General features: G+C 36.6%; 24 protein-coding genes and 1 pseudogene. 10 read left to right on the top strand and 15 right to left on the bottom strand.

All coding sequences use genetic code 11. The features are described from left to right. Positions 1 to 104 precede the first annotated feature (104 nt). The 6 genes from MKX31_RS03155 to licT form a co-directional block, all read right to left on the bottom strand. Entirely contained in the window at positions 105 to 476 is a 372-nt protein-coding gene (locus MKX31_RS03155) for an ATP synthase subunit I (protein WP_242289845.1), read from the bottom strand. Between the two features lie 39 nt (positions 477 to 515). Beyond that, the gene (gene pssA, locus MKX31_RS03150) at positions 516 to 1,100 is read right to left on the bottom strand and encodes a CDP-diacylglycerol--serine O-phosphatidyltransferase (RefSeq protein ID WP_242289846.1); all 585 of its coding nucleotides are present in this window, start codon (positions 1,098 to 1,100) and stop codon (positions 516 to 518) included. Next, positions 1,093 to 1,551, bottom strand: a complete 459-nt coding sequence (locus MKX31_RS03145; RefSeq protein ID WP_064473772.1) for a MarR family winged helix-turn-helix transcriptional regulator — start codon at positions 1,549 to 1,551, stop codon at positions 1,093 to 1,095. The genes pssA and MKX31_RS03145 overlap by 8 nt, the downstream gene beginning before the upstream one ends. A 158-nt stretch (positions 1,552 to 1,709) precedes the next feature. Further along, positions 1,710 to 3,149 (bottom strand): 6-phospho-beta-glucosidase, encoded by a 1,440-nt coding sequence (locus MKX31_RS03140; protein ID WP_098103686.1) that lies wholly within the window; start codon positions 3,147 to 3,149, stop codon positions 1,710 to 1,712. Positions 3,150 to 3,244: 95 nt separating this feature from the next. Then, positions 3,245 to 5,137, bottom strand: a complete 1,893-nt coding sequence (locus MKX31_RS03135; protein ID WP_098537909.1) for a beta-glucoside-specific PTS transporter subunit IIABC — start codon at positions 5,135 to 5,137, stop codon at positions 3,245 to 3,247. 145 nt (positions 5,138 to 5,282) lie between these two features. After that, the gene (licT, locus tag MKX31_RS03130) at positions 5,283 to 6,131 is read right to left on the bottom strand and encodes a BglG family transcription antiterminator LicT (RefSeq protein WP_064473768.1); all 849 of its coding nucleotides are present in this window, start codon (positions 6,129 to 6,131) and stop codon (positions 5,283 to 5,285) included. A 558-nt stretch (positions 6,132 to 6,689) separates the two neighbouring features. Here licT and MKX31_RS03125 point away from each other — a divergent pair. Together MKX31_RS03125 and MKX31_RS03120 are read left to right on the top strand one after the other, a co-directional pair. Continuing rightward, the gene (locus MKX31_RS03125; protein WP_222660821.1) at positions 6,690 to 6,956 is read left to right on the top strand and encodes a YmzC family protein; all 267 of its coding nucleotides are present in this window, start codon (positions 6,690 to 6,692) and stop codon (positions 6,954 to 6,956) included. A 293-nt stretch (positions 6,957 to 7,249) separates the two neighbouring features. Continuing rightward, on the top strand, positions 7,250 to 7,360 hold the full coding sequence (locus tag MKX31_RS03120) for a YjcZ family sporulation protein (RefSeq protein WP_000505686.1): 111 nt from the start codon (positions 7,250 to 7,252) through the stop codon (positions 7,358 to 7,360). 118 nt (positions 7,361 to 7,478) lie between these two features. On the opposite strand, the gene MKX31_RS03115 is transcribed toward MKX31_RS03120, so the two are convergent. From MKX31_RS03115 to MKX31_RS03105, 3 genes are all read right to left on the bottom strand, one after another. Beyond that, positions 7,479 to 8,033 (bottom strand): HPP family protein, encoded by a 555-nt coding sequence (locus tag MKX31_RS03115; protein WP_000065737.1) that lies wholly within the window; start codon positions 8,031 to 8,033, stop codon positions 7,479 to 7,481. A 119-nt stretch (positions 8,034 to 8,152) separates the two neighbouring features. After that, complete coding sequence (locus tag MKX31_RS03110; protein ID WP_001158041.1) at positions 8,153 to 8,737, bottom strand: CGNR zinc finger domain-containing protein; 585 nt, start codon at positions 8,735 to 8,737, stop codon at positions 8,153 to 8,155. Between the two features lie 389 nt (positions 8,738 to 9,126). Beyond that, on the bottom strand, positions 9,127 to 10,239 hold the full coding sequence (locus tag MKX31_RS03105; protein WP_445661301.1) for an RNA-guided endonuclease TnpB family protein: 1,113 nt from the start codon (positions 10,237 to 10,239) through the stop codon (positions 9,127 to 9,129). A 243-nt stretch (positions 10,240 to 10,482) separates the two neighbouring features. Here MKX31_RS03105 and MKX31_RS29200 point away from each other — a divergent pair. Next, positions 10,483 to 10,567: pseudogene (locus MKX31_RS29200) on the top strand (carboxylic ester hydrolase); the annotation flags it as partial. Positions 10,568 to 10,908: 341 nt separating this feature from the next. Here MKX31_RS29200 and MKX31_RS03100 read toward each other — a convergent pair. Further along, a complete protein-coding gene (locus MKX31_RS03100) occupies positions 10,909 to 11,154 on the bottom strand; it encodes a hypothetical protein (RefSeq protein WP_000013662.1) in 246 nt (81 codons plus the stop codon). 199 nt (positions 11,155 to 11,353) lie between these two features. On the opposite strand from MKX31_RS03100, the gene MKX31_RS03095 reads away from it, so the two are divergent. The 4 genes from MKX31_RS03095 to MKX31_RS03080 all read left to right on the top strand — a co-directional run bounded on the left by MKX31_RS03095 (position 11,354) and on the right by MKX31_RS03080 (position 13,043). Next, entirely contained in the window at positions 11,354 to 11,479 is a 126-nt protein-coding gene (locus MKX31_RS03095) for a YjcZ family sporulation protein (protein WP_000540385.1), read from the top strand. A 223-nt stretch (positions 11,480 to 11,702) separates the two neighbouring features. Further along, positions 11,703 to 12,044: a PadR family transcriptional regulator gene (locus MKX31_RS03090; protein WP_340979938.1), complete on the top strand. Its 342-nt coding sequence runs from the start codon at positions 11,703 to 11,705 to the stop codon at positions 12,042 to 12,044. Further along, a complete protein-coding gene (locus tag MKX31_RS03085; protein WP_340979937.1) occupies positions 12,037 to 12,519 on the top strand; it encodes a hypothetical protein in 483 nt (160 codons plus the stop codon). Before MKX31_RS03090 ends, MKX31_RS03085 begins: the two co-directional genes overlap by 8 nt. Next, positions 12,516 to 13,043, top strand: coding sequence for a permease (locus MKX31_RS03080; protein ID WP_340979935.1), 528 nt, complete (start codon positions 12,516 to 12,518; stop codon positions 13,041 to 13,043). Before MKX31_RS03085 ends, MKX31_RS03080 begins: the two co-directional genes overlap by 4 nt. A gap of 41 nt (positions 13,044 to 13,084) precedes the next feature. Here MKX31_RS03080 and MKX31_RS03075 read toward each other — a convergent pair whose 3' ends face one another. After that, a complete protein-coding gene (locus tag MKX31_RS03075; protein ID WP_340979934.1) occupies positions 13,085 to 14,560 on the bottom strand; it encodes an MDR family MFS transporter in 1,476 nt (491 codons plus the stop codon). A gap of 142 nt (positions 14,561 to 14,702) precedes the next feature. Between MKX31_RS03075 and MKX31_RS03070 the strand changes: the two genes are divergently transcribed. Then, positions 14,703 to 15,278, top strand: coding sequence for a TetR/AcrR family transcriptional regulator (locus MKX31_RS03070; protein ID WP_340979932.1), 576 nt, complete (start codon positions 14,703 to 14,705; stop codon positions 15,276 to 15,278). Between the two features lie 49 nt (positions 15,279 to 15,327). Here MKX31_RS03070 and MKX31_RS03065 read toward each other — a convergent pair whose 3' ends face one another. Continuing rightward, complete coding sequence (locus MKX31_RS03065; RefSeq protein WP_229135844.1) at positions 15,328 to 15,474, bottom strand: hypothetical protein; 147 nt, start codon at positions 15,472 to 15,474, stop codon at positions 15,328 to 15,330. A 112-nt stretch (positions 15,475 to 15,586) separates the two neighbouring features. Here MKX31_RS03065 and MKX31_RS03060 point away from each other — a divergent pair, with 112 nt between their 5' ends. Continuing rightward, positions 15,587 to 16,474, top strand: coding sequence for a DMT family transporter (locus MKX31_RS03060; RefSeq protein ID WP_088047909.1), 888 nt, complete (start codon positions 15,587 to 15,589; stop codon positions 16,472 to 16,474). A gap of 169 nt (positions 16,475 to 16,643) precedes the next feature. Here MKX31_RS03060 and MKX31_RS03055 read toward each other — a convergent pair whose 3' ends face one another. Next, positions 16,644 to 17,411 carry a TSUP family transporter gene (locus tag MKX31_RS03055; RefSeq protein ID WP_340979928.1) on the bottom strand — a complete coding sequence of 256 codons (768 nt, stop codon included), beginning with the start codon at positions 17,409 to 17,411 and terminating at the stop codon, positions 16,644 to 16,646. Positions 17,412 to 17,521: 110 nt separating this feature from the next. Between MKX31_RS03055 and MKX31_RS03050 the strand changes: the two genes are divergently transcribed. Continuing rightward, positions 17,522 to 18,307 (top strand): TrmB family transcriptional regulator, encoded by a 786-nt coding sequence (locus MKX31_RS03050; protein ID WP_340979926.1) that lies wholly within the window; start codon positions 17,522 to 17,524, stop codon positions 18,305 to 18,307. 91 nt (positions 18,308 to 18,398) lie between these two features. Here MKX31_RS03050 and dnaB read toward each other — a convergent pair whose 3' ends face one another. Both dnaB and MKX31_RS03040 read right to left on the bottom strand, forming a co-directional pair. Next, positions 18,399 to 19,685 carry a replicative DNA helicase gene (gene dnaB / locus MKX31_RS03045; protein WP_340979925.1) on the bottom strand — a complete coding sequence of 429 codons (1,287 nt, stop codon included), beginning with the start codon at positions 19,683 to 19,685 and terminating at the stop codon, positions 18,399 to 18,401. Continuing rightward, entirely contained in the window at positions 19,682 to 20,542 is an 861-nt protein-coding gene (locus tag MKX31_RS03040; protein WP_340979923.1) for a DnaD domain-containing protein, read from the bottom strand. The genes dnaB and MKX31_RS03040 overlap by 4 nt, the downstream gene beginning before the upstream one ends. Positions 20,543 to 20,562: the final 20 nt, after the last annotated feature.

Genomic DNA, 20,562 nt, shown 5'->3' with positions numbered 1-20,562 from the left:
TGTTTTATTTTGGGAGAAATTTATTGTAAGTGTTAATAATCCGCCTCAAGTATATCTTTCCATGCTTGAGGCGGAGGTTAATTTCTAATTTAAAATGTACTAATCTATTCCTCCGCATCCCTCATACTATAATACCCCAAATTAACAATAACCAAGAAATACCCACCCATAATTCCAGCGGCAAATGTCCACATGAATTCATGGTGTTCAATTTCATACATAATAATCGCACCGAGTATTGCGGCTGCAAACCGATTCATCATGCCAAGCATCGGTGCTTTTTCTTTTTTTACAATGCTATCTCCGAACTTTTCAATACGCCTTCCTAAAATCCAGGCGCAGTACATACTAACTAAAAGGCCAATGCTTATCCCTATAAACTGGGCTCGGAAAGGTGTCATCAACCATCCCAGTAACATCACGCCTAGCAAACAATATATTTGTATGTTAAATAATCTTAATGCCATACGAATCATGTTATGCTCCTTTATCTTTCTCATTATAATACCGTATCATCAATCCCATCTTTCGGACTTCAAGCTTTCCGATATATCTTTTTTAAAATGGGGGAATTTGATTTTGCTCACCATTAAATAAGCGAGTACGCATGTGCCAAATGCCACGGAAACTGGATTATGTAGGAGGCATAAAATGAGGAGACACATTGCCGAAAATGGAATGGGCATTCCGATGAATGTTGGGAGTTTGCTTTGTTGTGTATTAAATCTCGCAAGCCGCAGCATTCCGCAAATACTATAAGCAAGCGCACATATCATCCCAATAAACTGCAACTCTTTTAACGAGGCACTATATGCAAGAATAGATGGTGCTACACCGAAGGTCACTAAATCCGCAAATGAGTCTAGCTCTCCGCCTATTTCCGAAACAGCATCTAGTTTCCGAGCAATCATGCCATCAAAAAGATCGAATACCATACCTGTAATAATGAACATAACTGCACCATACATATCGTGAACGAAAACAGCGTGAATAGCCAAAAGTCCACAAACAAAATTTGCTATCGTAATCATATTTGGTATGTAACTCATCACACGCTTCTCCTCCTTTCTACTAATTGCTTCATCTTGCTTCTTACTCATTAGACTCAAGATCCTTCTGCTTTTCTTCCAATATCACTTTATTTATTTTTGTTAACGTATCCGTCATTTGCTCTAAGGCATTGATATCAATTTTTGAGAAGTATTTTTCAATTAATACATCATCTAACTTTGCCAATTGCTCTATATACTTACTACCGTTTGGACCAATTGTAAGGAAATACTCCCTTTTATTGTTCGGATTAACTTGTTTTGAAATCATCTGTTGCTTTTCCAGTTTCGATAAAACTTGGCTCACCGCACTTTTCGTTATATTAAACGTACTCGCAATGTTATTTGCTGTCGTGTTTTCATTTAAATGAATATGAAATAGCATGCTCTCTTGCTGCCCAGTAAGACCGAACTCATCCTTTAAATCTTGAAATAGTAAAATGTAGAGTTCCGTGTAGGCTCGATTCATTTCATTAATTACTTCTTTATACGATTTAGTCATAGCGTTCTTCCTCCATGCTGTTATTTCGTTTTCAAATAGTTTAGTTAACTTAACTAAACTATATTATACCTTTATGTTTGTGTAAAGGGAAATATCGCTCCGTACTTTATTCACAATGAAAAAAAGAAGACATCAATTAAGATGTCTCCCTTTCATACTCAAGACTCCAAACTCTTACCATTCGTCTTAATTACTTCTTTATACCAATCGAAGCTTTTCTTCTTTGATCTTTTTAATGAACCTTTTCCTTCATTATCTTTATCAACGTATATATATCCGTAACGTTTTTTCATTTCTCCAGTAGAAGCACTTACAAGGTCAATTGGGCCCCAGCTTGTATATCCGATAATATCTACTCCATCTTGAATCGCTTCAGACATTTCAATCATATGTTTTTGCAAGTAATCAATACGGTATTCATCATTCACTTCGTCTTCACCATTTAATTGATCGACTGCACCGAGACCGTTTTCAACAACAAATAAAGGTTTCTGGTAACGATCGTACAGTTGGTTCGCTGTAATACGGAAGCCTTTCGGATCAATTGTCCATCCCCACTCTGATTTTTCAAGATATGGATTTTCAACAGAACCGAATACATTCCCACTCGTTATGCTTTTTAACACTTCTGGATCTGTACTTGTTGCTCGGCTTGAATAGTAGCTAAAGCCAATATAATCAACCGTATGCTCTTTTAAAATTCCCTCGTCTTCTTTTTCCATTTCAATTGTTACATTATTATCTTTAAAGAAGCGTTTTGCGTATCCAGGATATGCGCCTCTTGCTTGTACATCAATAAAGAAGAATGATTCACGGTCTTGTTCCATTGCACGAAGTACATCATCTGGATTACATGTGTACGGATACGTCGCACCAGCAGCAAGCATACAACCGATTTTTGCATCTGGAATGATTTCATGACATGCTTTTACAGCTAACGCACTTGCGACAAGTTGGTGATGCGCTGCTTGATACTGAATTTGTTTTTTGTTATCCCCTTCTTTAAACGCTAGACCTGCTCCCATGAAAGGTAAATGTAAAAGCATATTAATTTCATTAAACGTCATCCAATATTTCACTTTATCTTTATATCTATTAAAAATAGTTTTTGCGTACGTCTCGAAGAAGTTTACAAGTTTTCTACTTCTCCAACTTCCATACTTTTCTACTAAATGAACAGGTACATCGAAGTGAGCCATCGTAACAACTGGTTCAATACCGTGCTTTAACAGTTCATCAAACAAATTATCATAAAACTGTAATCCTGCTTCATTTGGCTTTTCATCTTCACCACTTGGGAAAATACGCGTCCACGCAATCGATACACGTAACGCTTTAAATCCCATTTCTGCAAAAAGAGCGATATCTTCTTTATAACGATGGTAAAAATCAATCGCCTCATGTGAAGGGTAAAACTCTCCTTCTACCGGTGTAAAGGAATGAATATTTCCTTTCATAATATCCCAACGGTTTTCACCAGTTGGTAATAAATCAACCGTCGTTAACCCTTTTCCGTCTTCTACATATGCGCCTTCAACTTGATTGGCTGCAGTTGCTCCACCCCATAAAAATCCTTTTGGAAAATTAACTTTAGACATATAGAAAAACTCCTTTATATAAGAATGAACGAAGAAAGCTATTGTAAGTTTTAAAGAATACCTTTCTTCGTTTGAACCTGTATGAAATGTAACTACTATTTAACTCCTAACTTTAGTAAAGAATCTCCTGCTTGAATCTTTTCTATTTCCGTTTTTTTGATGCTATATTTATCATAATTTGTAACAACAACTGGTGTTGTCACAATATAACCCGCCTTTTGAATTTCAGCTATATTAAACTCAATCAGTAATTGCCCTTTTTCTACTCTCGCTCCTTGTTCAATACGAGAAGAGAAAAATTCACCATTTAATTTCACAGTATCCATCCCAATATGGATTAAAATTTCAGCACCTGAATCCGCCGTAATTCCTACTGCATGATTCGTCGGGAACAGCGCAGCAATCGTACCTGAAACTGGTGAAAACAACTTTCCTTCTGAAGGCTCAATCGCAACTCCTTCACCTAGCGCACCTGATGCAAATGCAGCATCGTCAATGTTTTGAAGCGGCATAACGGCGCCATGGAAAGGACTAAAGATTACTTCATCATCGTTTGATGCAGCAATTTTATTACTTGTTTCCTCTGTTTCTGTAGATGTTTTCTTTTTCGTAAAACCAAATAAGTAAGTCAGAATAAAACCTACTATTAAAGAAACAACCATTGAAACAATTGCTCCCCAAAATCCAGCACTAATCCCATCTTTCGGACTAATAAATGTCGGAAGCGTAAATATACCAAGTCCGCCTGTCATATAAACTTGTGTACCAAATACGCCAAGTATTGCGCCGCCAATTCCTCCCGCAATACAGCTCATAATAAACGGCTTTTTAAGAGGTAGTGTAATGCCATAAATCGCCGGCTCTGTAACGCCGAAAATACCTGAAATAAAAGCTGGAATGCTAAGTGTTTTTAATTTCTTGTCTTTCGTTTTCATCCAAACGCCAAGCACAGCACCAATTTGAGCAAATGAGGCAGCAAATATAAGCGCTAATATTGGATCAACACCGTTTACTGCTAAATTGTTATAGCCAATCGGAACAACGCCCCAATGAAGGCCAAATATGACAAGTACTTGCCAGAAAGCACCGAGTAAGGCACCCGCTACTAATGGACTTGCATGATACACCCAAAGCGTCGCCTGTCCTAAAAACTGACCTGCCCACGTCGCGATTGGGCCAATAACGAGAAATGTAATTGGTACAACGATTAATAATGTGAAGAATGGTAATAAAAATGTTTTCACAACATCCGGAATCACTTTCTTTAAAGACTGTTCTACTTTCGCTCCAAAATAAGCAGCGAGAATAATTGGAATAACAGATGATGCATAGTTCATTAAAATAACTGGTATTCCTAAAAACGTAATATGAATTGGTGATTCAAACATCGTCCCTGCAAATAACGTATATAATGGCTCAGTTGCTTTTAAACCGGATAAAGCTGGATAAACTAAAGCTCCTCCAATTGCCATACCGATGAATGGTGAGCCTCCGAATTTCTTACTTGCTGTATAACCAAGGAAAATCGGGAAGAAATAAAATAACGAATCGCCAACTGCATTTAATATTTGATACGTTCCTGACTGTGTACTTAACCAACCTAACGCTACAAATAGTGCATTAAATCCTTTAATCATACCAGTTGCAGCTAATACTCCTAAAATAGGAGTAAAAATGCTAGAAAGAATATCTATAAGACTACTCTTTTTCTTCTCACTCTCATTTTCTTCCTCAGCTTCTTGAAACCCTCCAGCAGCGATAACCGCTTTGTATACGTCAGATACATGGTTACCAATAACAACTTGATATTGTCCGCCGCTTTTCATAACAGTCACAACATCTTCCATACTTTTCAGTACTTCTGTATTTGCCTTTCCCTCATCTTTCAACTGAAATCGTAAGCGAGTGATACAATGTACAACGCTATGTATATTTTCTCTCCCGCCAACATTCTTCAGTATGTCTTTTGCTAATTTTTCATACTTCATAGTAACTTTCCCTCCCTACAATCATCCCATTTATTATTTTATAAAAGAAAAAACCTAAACTAACCGTAACGGCGTGATACATACGAATCACTCCATTACAAGTCAATTTAGGTTTTGCCTGCCAAGCAGTAACAATCCCGTTTATTCAATTACATAATTCATTGCGTTTCGTTACACGATGAATGTGCAACGTTACGTACACTTTTTCATCTTTTGAAAGATGACTATTATGTGCTTTTCGTAAATACGCTTCAATTTTTTCTGTACAACAATACGCCTCTTCATACTTACTTTTCACTTGCTCATATAAAAAATCATCATCGGCCGAGTTCAATTCCTTCTGCATTAAACGCTGCGCAAAATACCGTAAATGCGTTACAAACCGACTATAATTAAATGAACTTTCATCTAAGTTCATCTTATAGTGGTACTTTACAACATTTAAAATATCTTGGACGATTTTCGTCATCGCTATCGTTTGTTGCATCGCCGGCTCTCCTTGCTGCGCATTAACGAAATGTAGTGCAATTGACCCTGCTTCATCTTCAGAAAGTGTAAGCCCAGTCTCTTCTTCAATTATGTTCAAAGCTTGTAGACCAATTTCAAACTCTTTCTGATAAAATCTCTTAATCTCCCAAAGCAAAGTATTTTTGAGATCCATTCCTTCTTTATGCCGCGTTAAGGCAAAACTTAAGTGATCCGTTAATGTAAGATAAATATAATCACTTAAAGTCCCCGGCAAAGCTGTCTTAGCAAACTGAATAATTCTCTCTGTAATCTCTAAATTTTCTACAGGAATTTCAGTTAGCAACCTAGCAAGTTTCTCTGATAATTCTTTTGTCTCTAGCACAAAGGTCTTTTCTATCTTAGATTCATCAATAGCATCGCCAACTTTTTTCTGAAATCCCAAACCTCTGCCCATCAGTACAACTTCTGTCTCATTATCCTTCATCGTACAAACAACATTGTTATTTAAGATTTTATGGATTCTCATATTGTTCCGCCTTCTTCTTCTTAAAGTCACAAAAGGTAATAAAAAAACCTAAACTGATTCCAAAAGCCACACTACACCCGTAGCCTCTAGATCAATTTAGGTTTTGCCTGCCGAACAGTAACAATCCTTTTACTTATTAACTTACCTTTATTATACACAAAGAGTAAGCGGTTGCAATAATAAATTATTGAATATTTTTTTACAAAGAAAAATACTAACAATCGATCAGCTGTTGCTTGCATTCATTACAAGACTAGATATATACATCATTATATTTTACAATTACCGTAGATAATTTACGTATTTTACCATATTTACCATCCTGAATAATCAAACATAATCATTAATAAAATTCCATATAGACCCAGTAATGGTTAAAATGTTATAATAAAATTACCCTACATAGTTACTCATATTCAAACTGAGGAACTAGCGTCTTATTAAGCAATGCGCATAACTCAAATAAAAAAGACACTTTACAGTGTCTTTTTTATTTATTTTCATAAGAATTATCTCTTTTATTAACAAAATCTATTAAACAACAAAGGAGACTATCGAATGGAGAATACTGTATCGAGAGAACTACGTAACATACGTATATGCCTTATTATCTTGATCATTGTCATTGCATTTTGGGATCGTGAGAAAACTGTGGAAATCACTGATCACGGTAGTGAACCTATCGTAAACACGAGCAATATGACCCCAGTTGGCGATAATACATTTGCCTATAAAGACGAATCTAATCAAATTAAAATATTTAAGTTTGACCCGAATACAAATGAAATAAAACTAATAAAAGAGTTTTATGCTAACGAATATTAATTACATAAAGTGAAACTTTAATCAGTGGGGGTTTTCTTCATCCCCCACTGATTATTAGTTGAACCAATCGGACTTTTATGGGCAGCCCACCCCCCATCTAAATTCTTTGCTTTCGCTGAATTTTGAAGTGGGGGTCTTACTGCCCGTTAAAGCGGGATAAAGGCACCTCAAGGTGTCTTTTTTATTTTCAAAAGGACCTGCTCATATTCATACGTCAAACATAAAGTAAATAGAATCCGTTAAAAAACATGAGTGACCCTTTGTTTTCCCCTCTTATTAAAGGAGGAACTATTATGGGATTTGGTGGTAGTTGCGGCGGAAGCTGCGGTTTTTCTGGAGGATTTGCTTTACTAGTTGTATTGTTTATTTTATTGATCATTGTTGGAGCTTCTTGCTTCTGCTAAAAAACTATTGGAAAAGACACTCTTATATGGGTGTCTTTTCTTTGTAAACTAAAATGTATGTGAAATGAAAACATAGTAAAAATGGGATACTTACTAAAATTGTTTTTCACCTTATACATTATATCCAAAAAGTTGGATAGCTCCTTTTACTACTCATATTATTAATAAATAAAGCAATAACTACAATAACAAGGGAACCAACTAAAACCGGTGTTACTAAATAACTCCAACTGTATGCTCCTAAAATAACGACAATGGGATCAGCCCCTGCCGGAGGATGCGTTGTTCTTGTTAACATCATAATAGCAATCGACATACCAACTGCTAAAGCAATTGTCCAATATTCATTCCCAAACAAATGATATATTGATAGACCAATGAAAGTTGAAATCAAATGTCCTCCAATAATATTACGCGGCTGAGATAGCGGTGCATTCCAAACTCCAAACGCTAATACACAACTCGCTCCAAATGGAGCCATTAGTAATTCTGTAGAAGTTATACTCGTTAAATATGTTAAGGTGAGAATCGTTAAAAATCCTCCCAATAATCCAGTTAAAGAGTCCTTTATATTTACTTGTAATGGACTTCTTCCTTTCCCTTTCATTTTTGCAAAATATCGTACACTTATTGGTTGATCCTCTTTCTGCTTAGCTGCTGTTATATTACTCATCATTCTCCTCCTTTATTTACCAATAATTATATCCCGAACTAACTAACCAGTCAATGTTGATTTTAGAGGTTAGTTTAAAGACGCAGAAAAAAAAGAATCAACTGTTATAAGTTGATTCCCTAAACTTCTTCAGACTTTCGAACCTGAAATTTTGCTACCTTTTTTCGGTTCCCACATATTTTCATAGAACACCATTTTCGCTTTCCACTTTTATCTATAAATAATAAAACACAGTCAGGGTTTGAACACCTTTTAAGAGAAATAAGCTCATTTTCTGCTATTAACGTTAAAGCATCAAATGCAATTAACGATACAAGTACATCCTCAATTTTTCCAACTGGAATAGGTACTAAACTCTGTTCAATAACTTTATATGTAAATGGTGCCTTCTCAATTTGTTTTTCTAAATACGTAATAAAATCATCAGAAATTTCGTGCTGATCAGCAATTGCCTCAAACTGTTTTCTCAGTAATTCTCTTAGCTCTAGTATGCTAGATGTAACTTGATTCATTCGCTCTTGAATTCCTATAAGTGTTTTTTCGTTCCAAAAAGGAAGATTAACCTTTATTACATGTAGCCATTCTAATACATCTTCATCTGTTATTAATAAATCATAACGTTGTCCACGCCTAACTAACTCTGTATTCACTAAATCTAATGAGAGATTTCCAGATATAAGCGGGAATTGTTTTCTTTCCTGCATGTACTCATCACCTACTCTTTAAACAATCATATTCCAAATTAATACAGAAGTGCAACTTTTTTATAAACTACAAAGTATGAAGACCAAAACCTTTAGCCATAATTACGACTAAAGGCTTTTTGTATATAACTCAAAAAGGAGCTGACTGTATGGAACATAATAAAAATGGAATGCTTGCTTTAATTGTTTTGTTTGTAGGACTAGCATTTTTTGTTTTCGGTATGGTTTATCATTTATGGGGAACGGTGTGAACTACCCACCACTTAGTATCTCTTACGAGCCTACCCCGAGTGGGGGCTTCTCGGTTCATCGCTACTTTTGACAGCTAACGAATTTGTCCTAGGACAGCTGAGCTAACTCCCTTGTTCCAAAGGTTATTTTGTTACTATTTATGCCAACACTAATAAGCGGATGGCTTCCTTTTTGATATTGATCGCTGCATTATAATCACGGCCAATTATGAGTCCACACAAACACGCATACGTGCGTTCACATAATGGCATTTCTTTTTTATTTCCACAATTACTACACATCTTTGTAGAAGGAAACCATTTATCTATTTTTACAATCTGTTTTCCTTGTTCTTGTAGCTTATATGCTAAAAATGTCGTAAACATCCTCCAACCGTTGTCCGCTACACTTTTACCAAAGCGAAGTGCTCGTGACATACCTTTCATATGTAAGTCTTCGATTGCTACAACGTCAAAACTCGTAGCTAATTCTTTAGACTTATGATGAAGAAAATTTTTACGTTGATTGGCGACCTTTTCATGCAACTTTGCTACACGAATGCGTTGTTTATTCCAGCGTTCTGAACCTTTCACACGTCTTGCTAACACTCGCTGTGCCTTTGCTAATCTATCTAACATCTGACGATAAAAGCGAGGATAATTGGCTTTCTCATCTTCGCTACTCACGTACAATTCAGCCATTGCGAAGTCTAATCCAACTACACGTTCTACTTCTTTTGGTGTGATTTCTTTTTCATATTCGGTCAAAATAGACACGTAATACTTACCAGTTGGTGTCATCGAAATTGTGCACGATTTGATGATATGGTTTTGCGGTATCTCTCTATGTTGCTTCAGTTTCACCATTTTCAATTTCGGTAATTTGATATAACCATGAAATAACATAATATTTCCATTTACTCGATTCGTTGTATAGGATTTTCTACTCTTTTTGCTTTTGAATGTTGGAAAATCATTTTGACCACTAAAAAAATTCTTATACGCAGTTTGCAAATTTAATTGCGCGTTGGCCAACGCTAAGGAATCGACTTCTTTCAACCATTCATACTCCATTTTGTATTTCGCAGGAGTAGGGAATTTTTGTTTCTTCAGTTCTTCCTTATTCGCTTTGTGTTTTTCATATGCTTCTTTTCGTTCAGCCAGCATTTTATTATATACAAATCGTACGCAGCCGAATGTTTTACGTATGAGATGTGCTTGTTCTTCTGTTGGATACAGACGAAATTTGTAAGCCTTATTCTGCTTTGCCATATCCATTCACCCCATTTTCCGCTTCATTTCCCATAAGCTATGACGGTAACCACACAACCTGAACACTACAAAATTATTATCTACTTTCATTGTTATACCAAACTTTACCTCTTATAAGAATAATTATATCAAAGGCGAAATAAATAGGAAAACCAAATGTTTGGCTACGCCAAACCGAAATTCATCTCCCACCTGCCGCTAGACTATCGTCTTTCACACGCCTGAGGAAGGAGACTTCTTTCGGATAATACGTTAAAAATAAATAGTAATCCATTTAGAAGAAATTCAGACGCAATATCCTGAACTTCATCTCATTAAGCACCAATAATCATTTATCTAGTCATGAAACCCCTCATAATGCTTCAGGGGTTTCCACCTTAAAACAATTATAAAAAAAGGCCCCATCAATGGGGCGCTCAAAAAATAATATAAGTAAATGAATTAAAACAAATAACAGACAACTAAAATATATAAGATTAACATCATTTAATCTATATATATGCAATATTACATAAAAAATCTTATCATTACATGCTATACTAAAAAAGGAGTCGACAATCGTTATTTTCTTCTTATTTTTAAAGCAATATGGATATATACCTTCTTAACTCATTTGGATTGTACAAGTAAAAGAAGACATCTTACTAGATGTCTTCTTTTCTTATATTTTTATGAATTCCTTTGAGCAGATGCTCTCCAAGCACGAAAAGATGTTGGGTGTCCAGAATGAGCTCTTTGCTTTGCAGCAGCAACAGCTGGTTTTTCTTCAATAGTCGTTGGTTTCTCTTCCACAATCGCTGATTTTTCTTCAAGAGCAATTACAGCTGTTTGTATTTTTTCCAACTGCTCTTTTAAAGCTTGCTGTTCAATCTTTAAATCTGTAAGTAATCGTAAAATCATTTCAGAATTGGCCATAAAGATCCTCCTTCCCCCAATACACAGAATAAAATACAATATGTCATCAGCATAATACCCGTGACAAAAATAAGGTCGTCAACTCTTATAAAATCTAAGCACCTTTTATTTTTCAAAAGGACCTGCTCAAGTTTATCCGTAAAAACATAAAGTAAATTAAATCCATTAATTAATGGTCTTTATGGAAGGAGGAGTTAATATGGGCTATGGAGGTACTTGTGGTGGAGGCTGCGGTTTCGGCGGCGGATTCGCTTTACTTGTTGTACTCTTTATCTTATTAATCATCGTTGGCGCTAGCTGTTGGGGCGGCGGATTCGGCTGCTAATAAGAGGCACTCTTGAGAGTGTCTTTTTTTTGTGTTTTTTGATGTACAACCCTTCTCATTAATAGTTTATCAACGTTAATAGTTAGAGAATAGTATCCTTGTAATTCTCCCTCGAAATTCGCACATTTTAAAATTGACATAGCACTTCATGCACCATATACTGTTAACAACAGTATACTGTCATTAACAGTATAAATCCTAATTCATTCAAGGAGGTATATCCATGAAACATACAGGAAGACATACAGGTGCATTTCTTTTGTTATTTTTAGCTGCGGGTGATAACTATGGCGGGCAATTACTGCAAAAGTGCGAAGAAGAACTTCCCGTCAATCCAATCGATAGCGCTATTTTATATCGCACGCTAAAGAAATTAGAAAACGAAGGTGCAATTGAATCTTATGTAAGTACAGATCATCAAGACAAACCGAGAAAAATGTACAAAATTACGCCTGCTGGAAAGGAACAATTGGCAGAGTTTCAAATGGATATTGAAGAAAAAATGAAGAACTTATCCTTTTTCTTAGACAAATATAACGACTTAAAGGAATCCAATCATGATTAACGGCGTGATTCTTTACACTTTAGCCATTATTCTTACGGGGATTTCTTTTATGAAAGACCGCACGAAAACGAAAGAAGCTTTAATGAAGTCATGGAAAATGTTTCGCAATCTTCTATCTGCGATGCTCTCCATCATGCTCTTCGTTGGCTTATCACTTTCTATATTAACGCCGTCTTTCATCTCTTCTATTATTGGGGAGCAATCTGGATTCATCGGTATTATTTATTCAGCAATACTCGGATCCGTTGCACTTATTCCAAGCTTCGTCGTGTTCCCACTTGGTCATACGTTAGTGCAACACGGCGCAGGACTTCCTCAAGTTGCGGCACTTATGTCTACACTCATGTCAGTAGGGCTTACAACCTTACCGATGGAACAAAAGATATTCGGGCGAAGTTTTGCTTACGCACGTAATGCATCTGCTTTGCTCATGTCTCTCCTATTCTCCTATATCATTTGGGTGGTGATGGTATGAAGGAACTAAAAAAATATCGCTTCTTTTTCATTTTATTACTGGGGCTCTTTGTATTAACTTTTATTAATCAATCTTTAGGATGGAGCGCATTACAACTAACAGGGAATAGCATTTTAGATATGCTGTTTCTCCTTCCCCCTGTCCTAGTATTTGTAGGATTACTTGATCAATGGGTGAAGAAAGAAACGCTCATGAAATATATGGGCGAAAAATCCGGCGTATACGGAATCTTATTCTCTCTATTATTAGGCGGCATTGCAGCTGGTCCGCTCTACGTTGCCTTCCCAATTGCAGCACTACTCTTACAAAAAAGCGCAAGCATTCGGTACATCGTATTTTTCTTAGGCGTTTGGACAACTGCAAAATTGCCGATTCTCGTGTATGAATTCTCTTCATTTGGAGCTACTTTTACACTCATTCACATTTGTTTCGGTTTAGTATTCTTCTATGTAATGGGGGTTCTTTTTGAGAGGTTTTATGATCAGGGGCAGTTGCTAAGGTATGATGTTACGGAGGAAATGTAAAAAGACATCTTTAATCGTAAAGATGTCTTTTTATATAAACCTTAATTCTCGTTCTGTAAAACACTCGCTGCCTTTACTCCCTTTTTCTCTTCTTTTAAAAACAGCGATACGATACATGCAATAATGATAAAGACTAACCCTAGTGCAAATGCACCTTGGAATCCAGATGTTAAACCATTTAACTTCTCTACTGGATCCATTGGATTTGCGGAACTTTCCATATAGCTAGCTGTTCCTGAAGACATTTTCGAAATAAAGATAGCTGTTCCAATTGCGCCAGCTACTTGTTGCAACGTACTAAATAGTGCTGTTCCGTGCGGATATAAATCTGGTGTTAACTGATTTAAACCGTATGTTTGTGCTGTCATGACAAACATGAGCCCAACCATTAATACGCTATGCATGACAATAATTTGTACCATTGATGTGTCAGGAGTAATGCCTTTAAATAAGAACATTGCAATCCCTACTAATACAATGCCGGGAACGATAATAACTTTCGGACTAAATTTATCAAATAGTTTACCTGCGATTGGTCCCATGATGGCGCTAATAACACTTCCCGGAAGCATGATGATTCCTGATTTAAAGGCTGTAACGAGTAAAACTGTTTGCAGGAACATTGGTAATAAAGTCATCGTTGAAAATAACGACATCATCACAATGACGATTAATCCAACTGATAATGTAAACATCGGAACTTTAAATGCACGTAATTCTAAAATTGGATTCTCAATTTTCAATTGTCGAACGACAAACATACATAATGAGATAAGCCCAACAAGTAAAGTGCCATACACTTTCGCATCGGACCATCCTAAATCACCTGATGCACTAAAGCTATACACAAACCCGCCAAATCCTAATGTTGATAAAAGGATAGATGGATAATCTACTTTTGGCCTTGTTAACTCTGAAACATTTTGAATGTACTTCATTCCAATCATAATGGAAATGATCACGATAGGAACCACAACATAGAATAACCAGCGCCAATTTAATGAATCCACAATTACTCCAGATAATGTAGGACCAATTGCCGGAGCTGCCATCATCACAAGTGCGATTAATCCCATTGTGGCACCACGTTTTTCAGGCGGACAAATGATTAAAATCGTATTCATTAATAACGGTGTAATTAACCCCGTCGCTACAGCTTGGACAATACGGCCGACTAATAAAACGGAAAATGTCGGTGCGAATCCCGCAATTAATGTACCTACTAAAAACGTTACCATAGCGATTAAAAACATTTTTCTCGTTGTGAGCCATCGCTGAAGTAACGCTGTAATCGGGACTAAAACACCAACCACTAACATGTATGCTGTAGACAGCCATTGAATCGTTGAAGCTGTTACGCCAAATTCTTTCATTAATACGGTTAACGCATTACCAAGTAATGTTTCGTTTAATAATGCAACCATTGCCCCTAAAAGTAATGCAATTAAAATGGGGGTATGTTTCATATTAGAAGTATCAACTTTGCCACTTGTAGGGCTCTTAGTTGTCATATTCATTTGCAAATTCTCCTCCTGTTTCTTACTTAAAAAGCTTTAAATAAACCCGAACACATGTAATATAATATACATATGTAGATTAAAAAGGGAGAATCAATTTTCAGCCATTGTATATTTAATCTACAAAAAAGGAGAATTGTAGATGAACGATAGTGAAAAACAACTTGATTTACGTATTAGACGTACACATAAATTATTGTGGGATTCCTTATTTGAATTAATGACGCAATCAAAACAGAAATATAGTACCATCACGATTAATCAAATATGTGACCGCGCGATGGTACACCGAACAACCTTTTATAAACACTTTGAAGATAAAGATGCTTTATTAGCCTTTGGATTTAAACGATACAGCAAGATGATTGCGGGAATACCGGTTTCAGATCGATTAAGCAAACCATTTCAAGTAATGGAACAATTTCTACACCATGAAGAAATCGGTAAAATATTAGAGACGCAAATGTCTGATGAACAATTTCTTAGCCGGACACAGTATTTAAGTCACGAAACGAGAAAACAAGAAATAGAAGCGTTAAATCAACTTTGTAAAAATCATACTATGCCAAATGATTTAATCATTGAATTTTATTCAGGGGCAATCACCTCATTAAGCGCATGGTGGTTTAAAAATGAAAGAAGCGTTTCTGCGGCTGAAATGGATAGGTATCTCCACCAACTTATTAACCGGGATATTTTTCAGTTTGAAAAAGAATAACTTCACCATCAAAAAAACGCCTATATGAAATAGGCGTTTTTTGTACATACTACATACCAATTTTCTTCAAATCCGAATTTTCAATAATCGCATGAGCATATCCATCTTTCCCAACTCGCACCATCGCTCTTCCTAATTGTTCTGAAATAATTACACTGCCGAATTTCTTCAAAAGTGGATGAAAAGGCTTCATCAATGGAATAAAACGTCGATAAATTTAAGTTACAAATATTCAGAATTAATATTAAAATATAAAATGGGGATAGGGGTATGGGATTATAAATTTTATACATAACGAGGGAATAGAAATGAAACTACAATTAAAAGCGGATTTAGGACTACTACTAGTTACATTCTTTTGGGGTGCATCCATCTTACTTACAAAGGTTGGACTTGAAGGCATCGAAGAATACAACTTAATCGCATTACGATTTATTATTGCCTTTCTTTTATCAGGTTTAATATTTTACAAACATTTATTCAAAGTCGATTTTAAAACGGTAAAATATGCATTTATACTCGCTTCTGTCTTATTTATCGTTTACATTTTTGCGACTTTCGGTACAAAGTATACAAGCGTTTCTAATGCTGGTTTCTTACTATGTCTCACAGTCATTTTCATTCCAATATTATCAGCTATATTTTTAAAACACATTCCCGAAAAGAAAGTTATATTAGGAATTGTGTTAACGATAATAGGAATCGGATTATTAACATTAACTAGCGAATTCAAAATCGGTAACGGCGATATATTTTGCATACTATCTGCCTTATTTTATGCGATTCACGTCATCATTACTGGAAGCGTAACGAAACATGTGAATTCCATTGCACTTGGAGTCATACAACTAGGTTTCGTCGGTCTATTTAGTCTTATTTTTTCATTCATTATAGAAACACCAAAACTTCCTAGCACGATCGACTCATGGCTAATCATATTAGCTTTAAGCATATTTTGCACAGCAGTCGCATTCATCGTGCAAGTAATTGCCCAGCAATACACTACGCCTACACATACAGGACTTATTTTTTCATTAGAACCTGTCTTTTCCGCAGGCTTTGCTTTCGTTTTCACAGGTGAAACACTTACTGGGAAAGGATACTTAGGCGCGACACTTATATTAGTCAGTGTTTTGATTGCTGAGGTGGATTTTAAGGGGTTGTTGCGTGTTAATTATAAGAAGAATATGGAATAGTTATTTCGCTAAAGTACATAAACATACCCCGAAAATATTCGTTTGTATTATTTTCACCCTATTACCTTAATTTTTTTAGATGCTATCTTTGAATAAGGTAGCATCTAAAATATGTTACAAAGAATTATTATATTTATGTAGCCTGCATAGCTAACCTTTTCTACATTACTTACTGCACATAGTCATACAGATTTTTCGCTAACAATAAACAAGTTACTGTAATGAAAAGAGCACGAACATACCCACTTCCTTTTTTTATAGCAAATTTGGAGCCAACAATCCCTCCAGCAATTTGAGCAATCCCCATTATAAAACCATACGCATAGTTTACTTGCCCTACACACATAAACATCAACAACGCACCAACATTACTTCCTAAATTAAGAAGCTTCGCATTACCTGCTGCTTTTAAAAAATCATATCCAATAAATAAAAGAGAAAACATTAAAAACGAACCTGTTCCAGGACCTAGAAATCCATCATAAAAACCAATAACAAAAACAAAAAAAGTAAAAATAATGACGTGTCGACCAGACAATTTCTTATGAGTGGAAATACTACCCCAATCCTTTTTGAATATCGTATAAATAGCAACCGCACCAAGCATAATCAGCATCAATGGCTTCAGTACTTCTGGGTTCATTAAATGAACGGTCCATGCCCCTATTATGGAACCTATGAAAGTGAGTGGAACTAATTTAAACGCCGATTTCAAATCAAGATTACCAGAACGATAAAACACAATATTACTAGTTGCACACCCCATTGTAGACGCTAGTTTATTCGTAGCTACTGCACTTGCTGGATTCAGTCCTGTAAATAATAAAGCGGGTAAGGCGATCAGTCCACCACCACCTACCACTGAATCAATAAATGCAGCTAAAAATCCAAAAGCAATCAAAATAATTAATACTGATGGGTCTAAATAAAAGTCCATACTATTAACCTCCCCTTTAGTCACTATTCGAATAGTAACTAATAATTTGCTAAATGTAAACAGTTATTGTAACGTTAAAATATAAAAGTAAACATCGGAGGACAAAAAAAGTGGACTACATAGTACAACAGCTTAAAAAAATGAGTTTTAATGAATATGAAGCTAAATCTTATGTATCTCTTGTTAAACAGGGACCTGTCACAGCCTACCAAGTGAGTAAAGATTCAGGTGTCCCAAGAGCACGAATTTATGAGATTTTAGGTAACCTTGTAGAAAAAGGAATTGTCATGAAGGAAGAAATAAATGACACCACTCGCTATTCACCTCTACCTGTTGAAATCTTTTTACAAAAGGCTCAATCAGAATGGCAGTCTACGTATGAAGGAATCAGTGAGTCATTAAAAAAACTAGAAACTTCCGAGGAAAAAACGGATAATCGAGTGATTACTTTAAAAGACAAAAAAACAATCATTAGCTATTGTCAGACATTAATAAAAAAAGCCGAAAAACGTATTGTCATTTCAATGTGGGATGAGATGTATGAAGCATTAAAAGAGGAACTATCTGCGGTATCTGATAAAGTTACAGTACAAGGTATTACCCTACATGTTGAAAATCCAATTAAAAATCTAGAAGCCCATCGTATCACACCCTATACAGAAACTCGCTCTACAGAACATTGGTTTATTTTATCCATAGATTCTAAAGAGATGATTTATGGACCATCACTTGAAGAGCGTAACGTTGCTTTTTATACAGATGATCCGGTTCATATATACTTACTTGAGGATTATGTATGGCATGACGTTTTAGTGAACCGACTTGTCCGACGTAGCCAAGACGATTTGCAGCAATGGATCACTGCAGAGAGAAAATCCTTCTTTATGGGAAAATAAGAAATATATTAAAAGAATCAAAGAATAAAGCATAAGTTAATGAAATGAAAAACTTATGCTTTATTTGCAAAGTCATACTCAAGTCTTTCAACTATTTCCCCTCCACAAACCGCCCAAACTCCTTCAAAAACCTCAGCTTAAAACTCCCCACAGGCCCATTCCGGTGCTTCGCGACATGAATCTCCGTCATCTCTTTCTGCATCGTTTCCTTATCGTAATAATCTTCGCGATACATAAGCATAATGACATCCGCATCTTGTTCAATTTGTCCTGTCTCTCTTAAATCAGATAAAAGAGGGCGCTTATCTTGACGTGCTTCTACGGAACGAGATAATTGCGATAATGCTACTACACAAACATTTAATTCACGTGCTAATACTTTAAGCTTACGAGAAATTTCACTAATCTCTTGAAATCGATTGCCCTTATGCTTCGGATCGCCCGTAATAAGCTGCAAGTAATCTACAATGACTAAAAGCTTTTTGTCTCCATGCTTCCTCTTTAACTTACGAGTTTGCATCCAAATATCTTGCACCGAAATGCCTGCGTTATCGTAAATCTCAAATGGTAATTCCCCGATTTCCGCAAACGCCTTACTCACCTTTTCCCAGTCCTCTATCGCAAAACGATGCTTCGGATTTTTCAGCCTACCTCCTGACACTTCACCTACGCAAGACGCCATCCTTTTTAACAATTGCTTACTACTCATCTCTAATGAAAACAATCCAACCGCCGCTCCAGACTTCGCCGCATGCAGTCCAACATTTAACGCAAACGCAGTCTTCCCCATAGAAGGACGTGCACCAAGGACGACAAAATCACCTTCCTGCAATCCGCACGTCATTTTATTTAGCGATGTATAACCAGTCTCAATACCAGTAATCTCTTTCGCATCTTGATGCAGCTCTTCATATAAATCAACTAACGCATCCTTCAAATCAAACTCACATACACAGTCCTTTTCCTCTAACTCACAAAGTGCCGTAATCGTCTCACCAATAATCTTCTCATTCTTCTCCGCAATAAGACGCTCTCCCATCTTATACCCGAGAACACCCGCCTGATACATTTTCCAAGCACCTCGAACAAGCCCCTCATAATAAGAGAAGTTGGCAGTTGTAGGCACACCATCCATTAACCCTATAAAATACTCCATTCCCCCGATCCCCTCTAAAAACTTCGGATCTATCCTAGAAATGAACGTCACAAGATCAATTGGTTGCCCCTCTTCTTCCATTTTTCGCATTAACTGAAATATAGACTTATGCACTGACAGAGAAAAATACTGCTCCGTCAAACGGCGCTCCTTAATAAGCTCTCCATCAAGTAATAGAGAACCTAACACCGTCTTTTCCGCCTCCACATTTTGAATACTCATGGACGCCACCCGCGCTCCGCTAAAAAGCGCTGTAACTCTTCCTCAGACGGCGCATTCTTCTCCCACTCCTCACACCTCGCCAAAAACTCCTCCGTCTCCCCCGTACTAACAGACGAATCCTTCTTCCGAAACTTAGCCGTATCAGCCTCCACCTCACACACTTTCGTAAAACCTTTCCCGTGCCACCCTCTCAAAATGCCCTTCACATAAGCAACCGTCCGCTTATTATTCTCAAACGCAATTTGAAGAGCCTTCAGCACAAGCTCCTCTGACAAATCTTCCATCCACGCACTCAGTTCCTCCACCGTATGCGGAGACAAACTACCAAAATGTTGCTCATAAAAAGAAAACACGCCACTTCCCGTTTCTTCCTCTACAACCTCTTCTTCCTCTGTCTCCTCGCAAATCGGCTCAACATCATCCACAGCCAAATCATCAGGCATACCGAAATGTGCTAAAAGCATCGGAACACTCAGCTCCTCCTCTACGCACTTCTGAAGAAACATATGTACAAACTCCTTATTCTTCACACCCTTAAGCTCACGAAGCACACACTTCTCCACATTCGTATTCGTCACAGGATTATAACGAAGCCAATTCAAAACGAATAACTCCCGAGTATCCGCATCATAAAGAATCTTCCCATAATCAACAAAACGCTGCACAAGCTTATCAACAGTCTCCCGATTATAACCCGTCTCCATCTCAGCTAAACGCTTCGGAAAAGGAAAAATCCCACACTGCGTCGTCTTCGAACAAGTTAACAAATAAACATAAAAATACCGCTCCTCCGGCGTCAAATCCAAAACAAAATCATCCTGCCAAAAATTCACCTGCACATTACGATACACCGCCATCCCAATTCCTCCCATTCTCA

Origin of the sequence: Bacillus sp. FSL M8-0063 (assembly GCF_038005545.1) — a bacterium.
Classification (GTDB): Bacteria; Bacillota; Bacilli; order Bacillales; family Bacillaceae_G; genus Bacillus_A; species Bacillus_A wiedmannii.
Note: the sequence above shows the minus strand (reverse complement) of the source record. Positions and strands in the feature narration are given on the sequence as shown.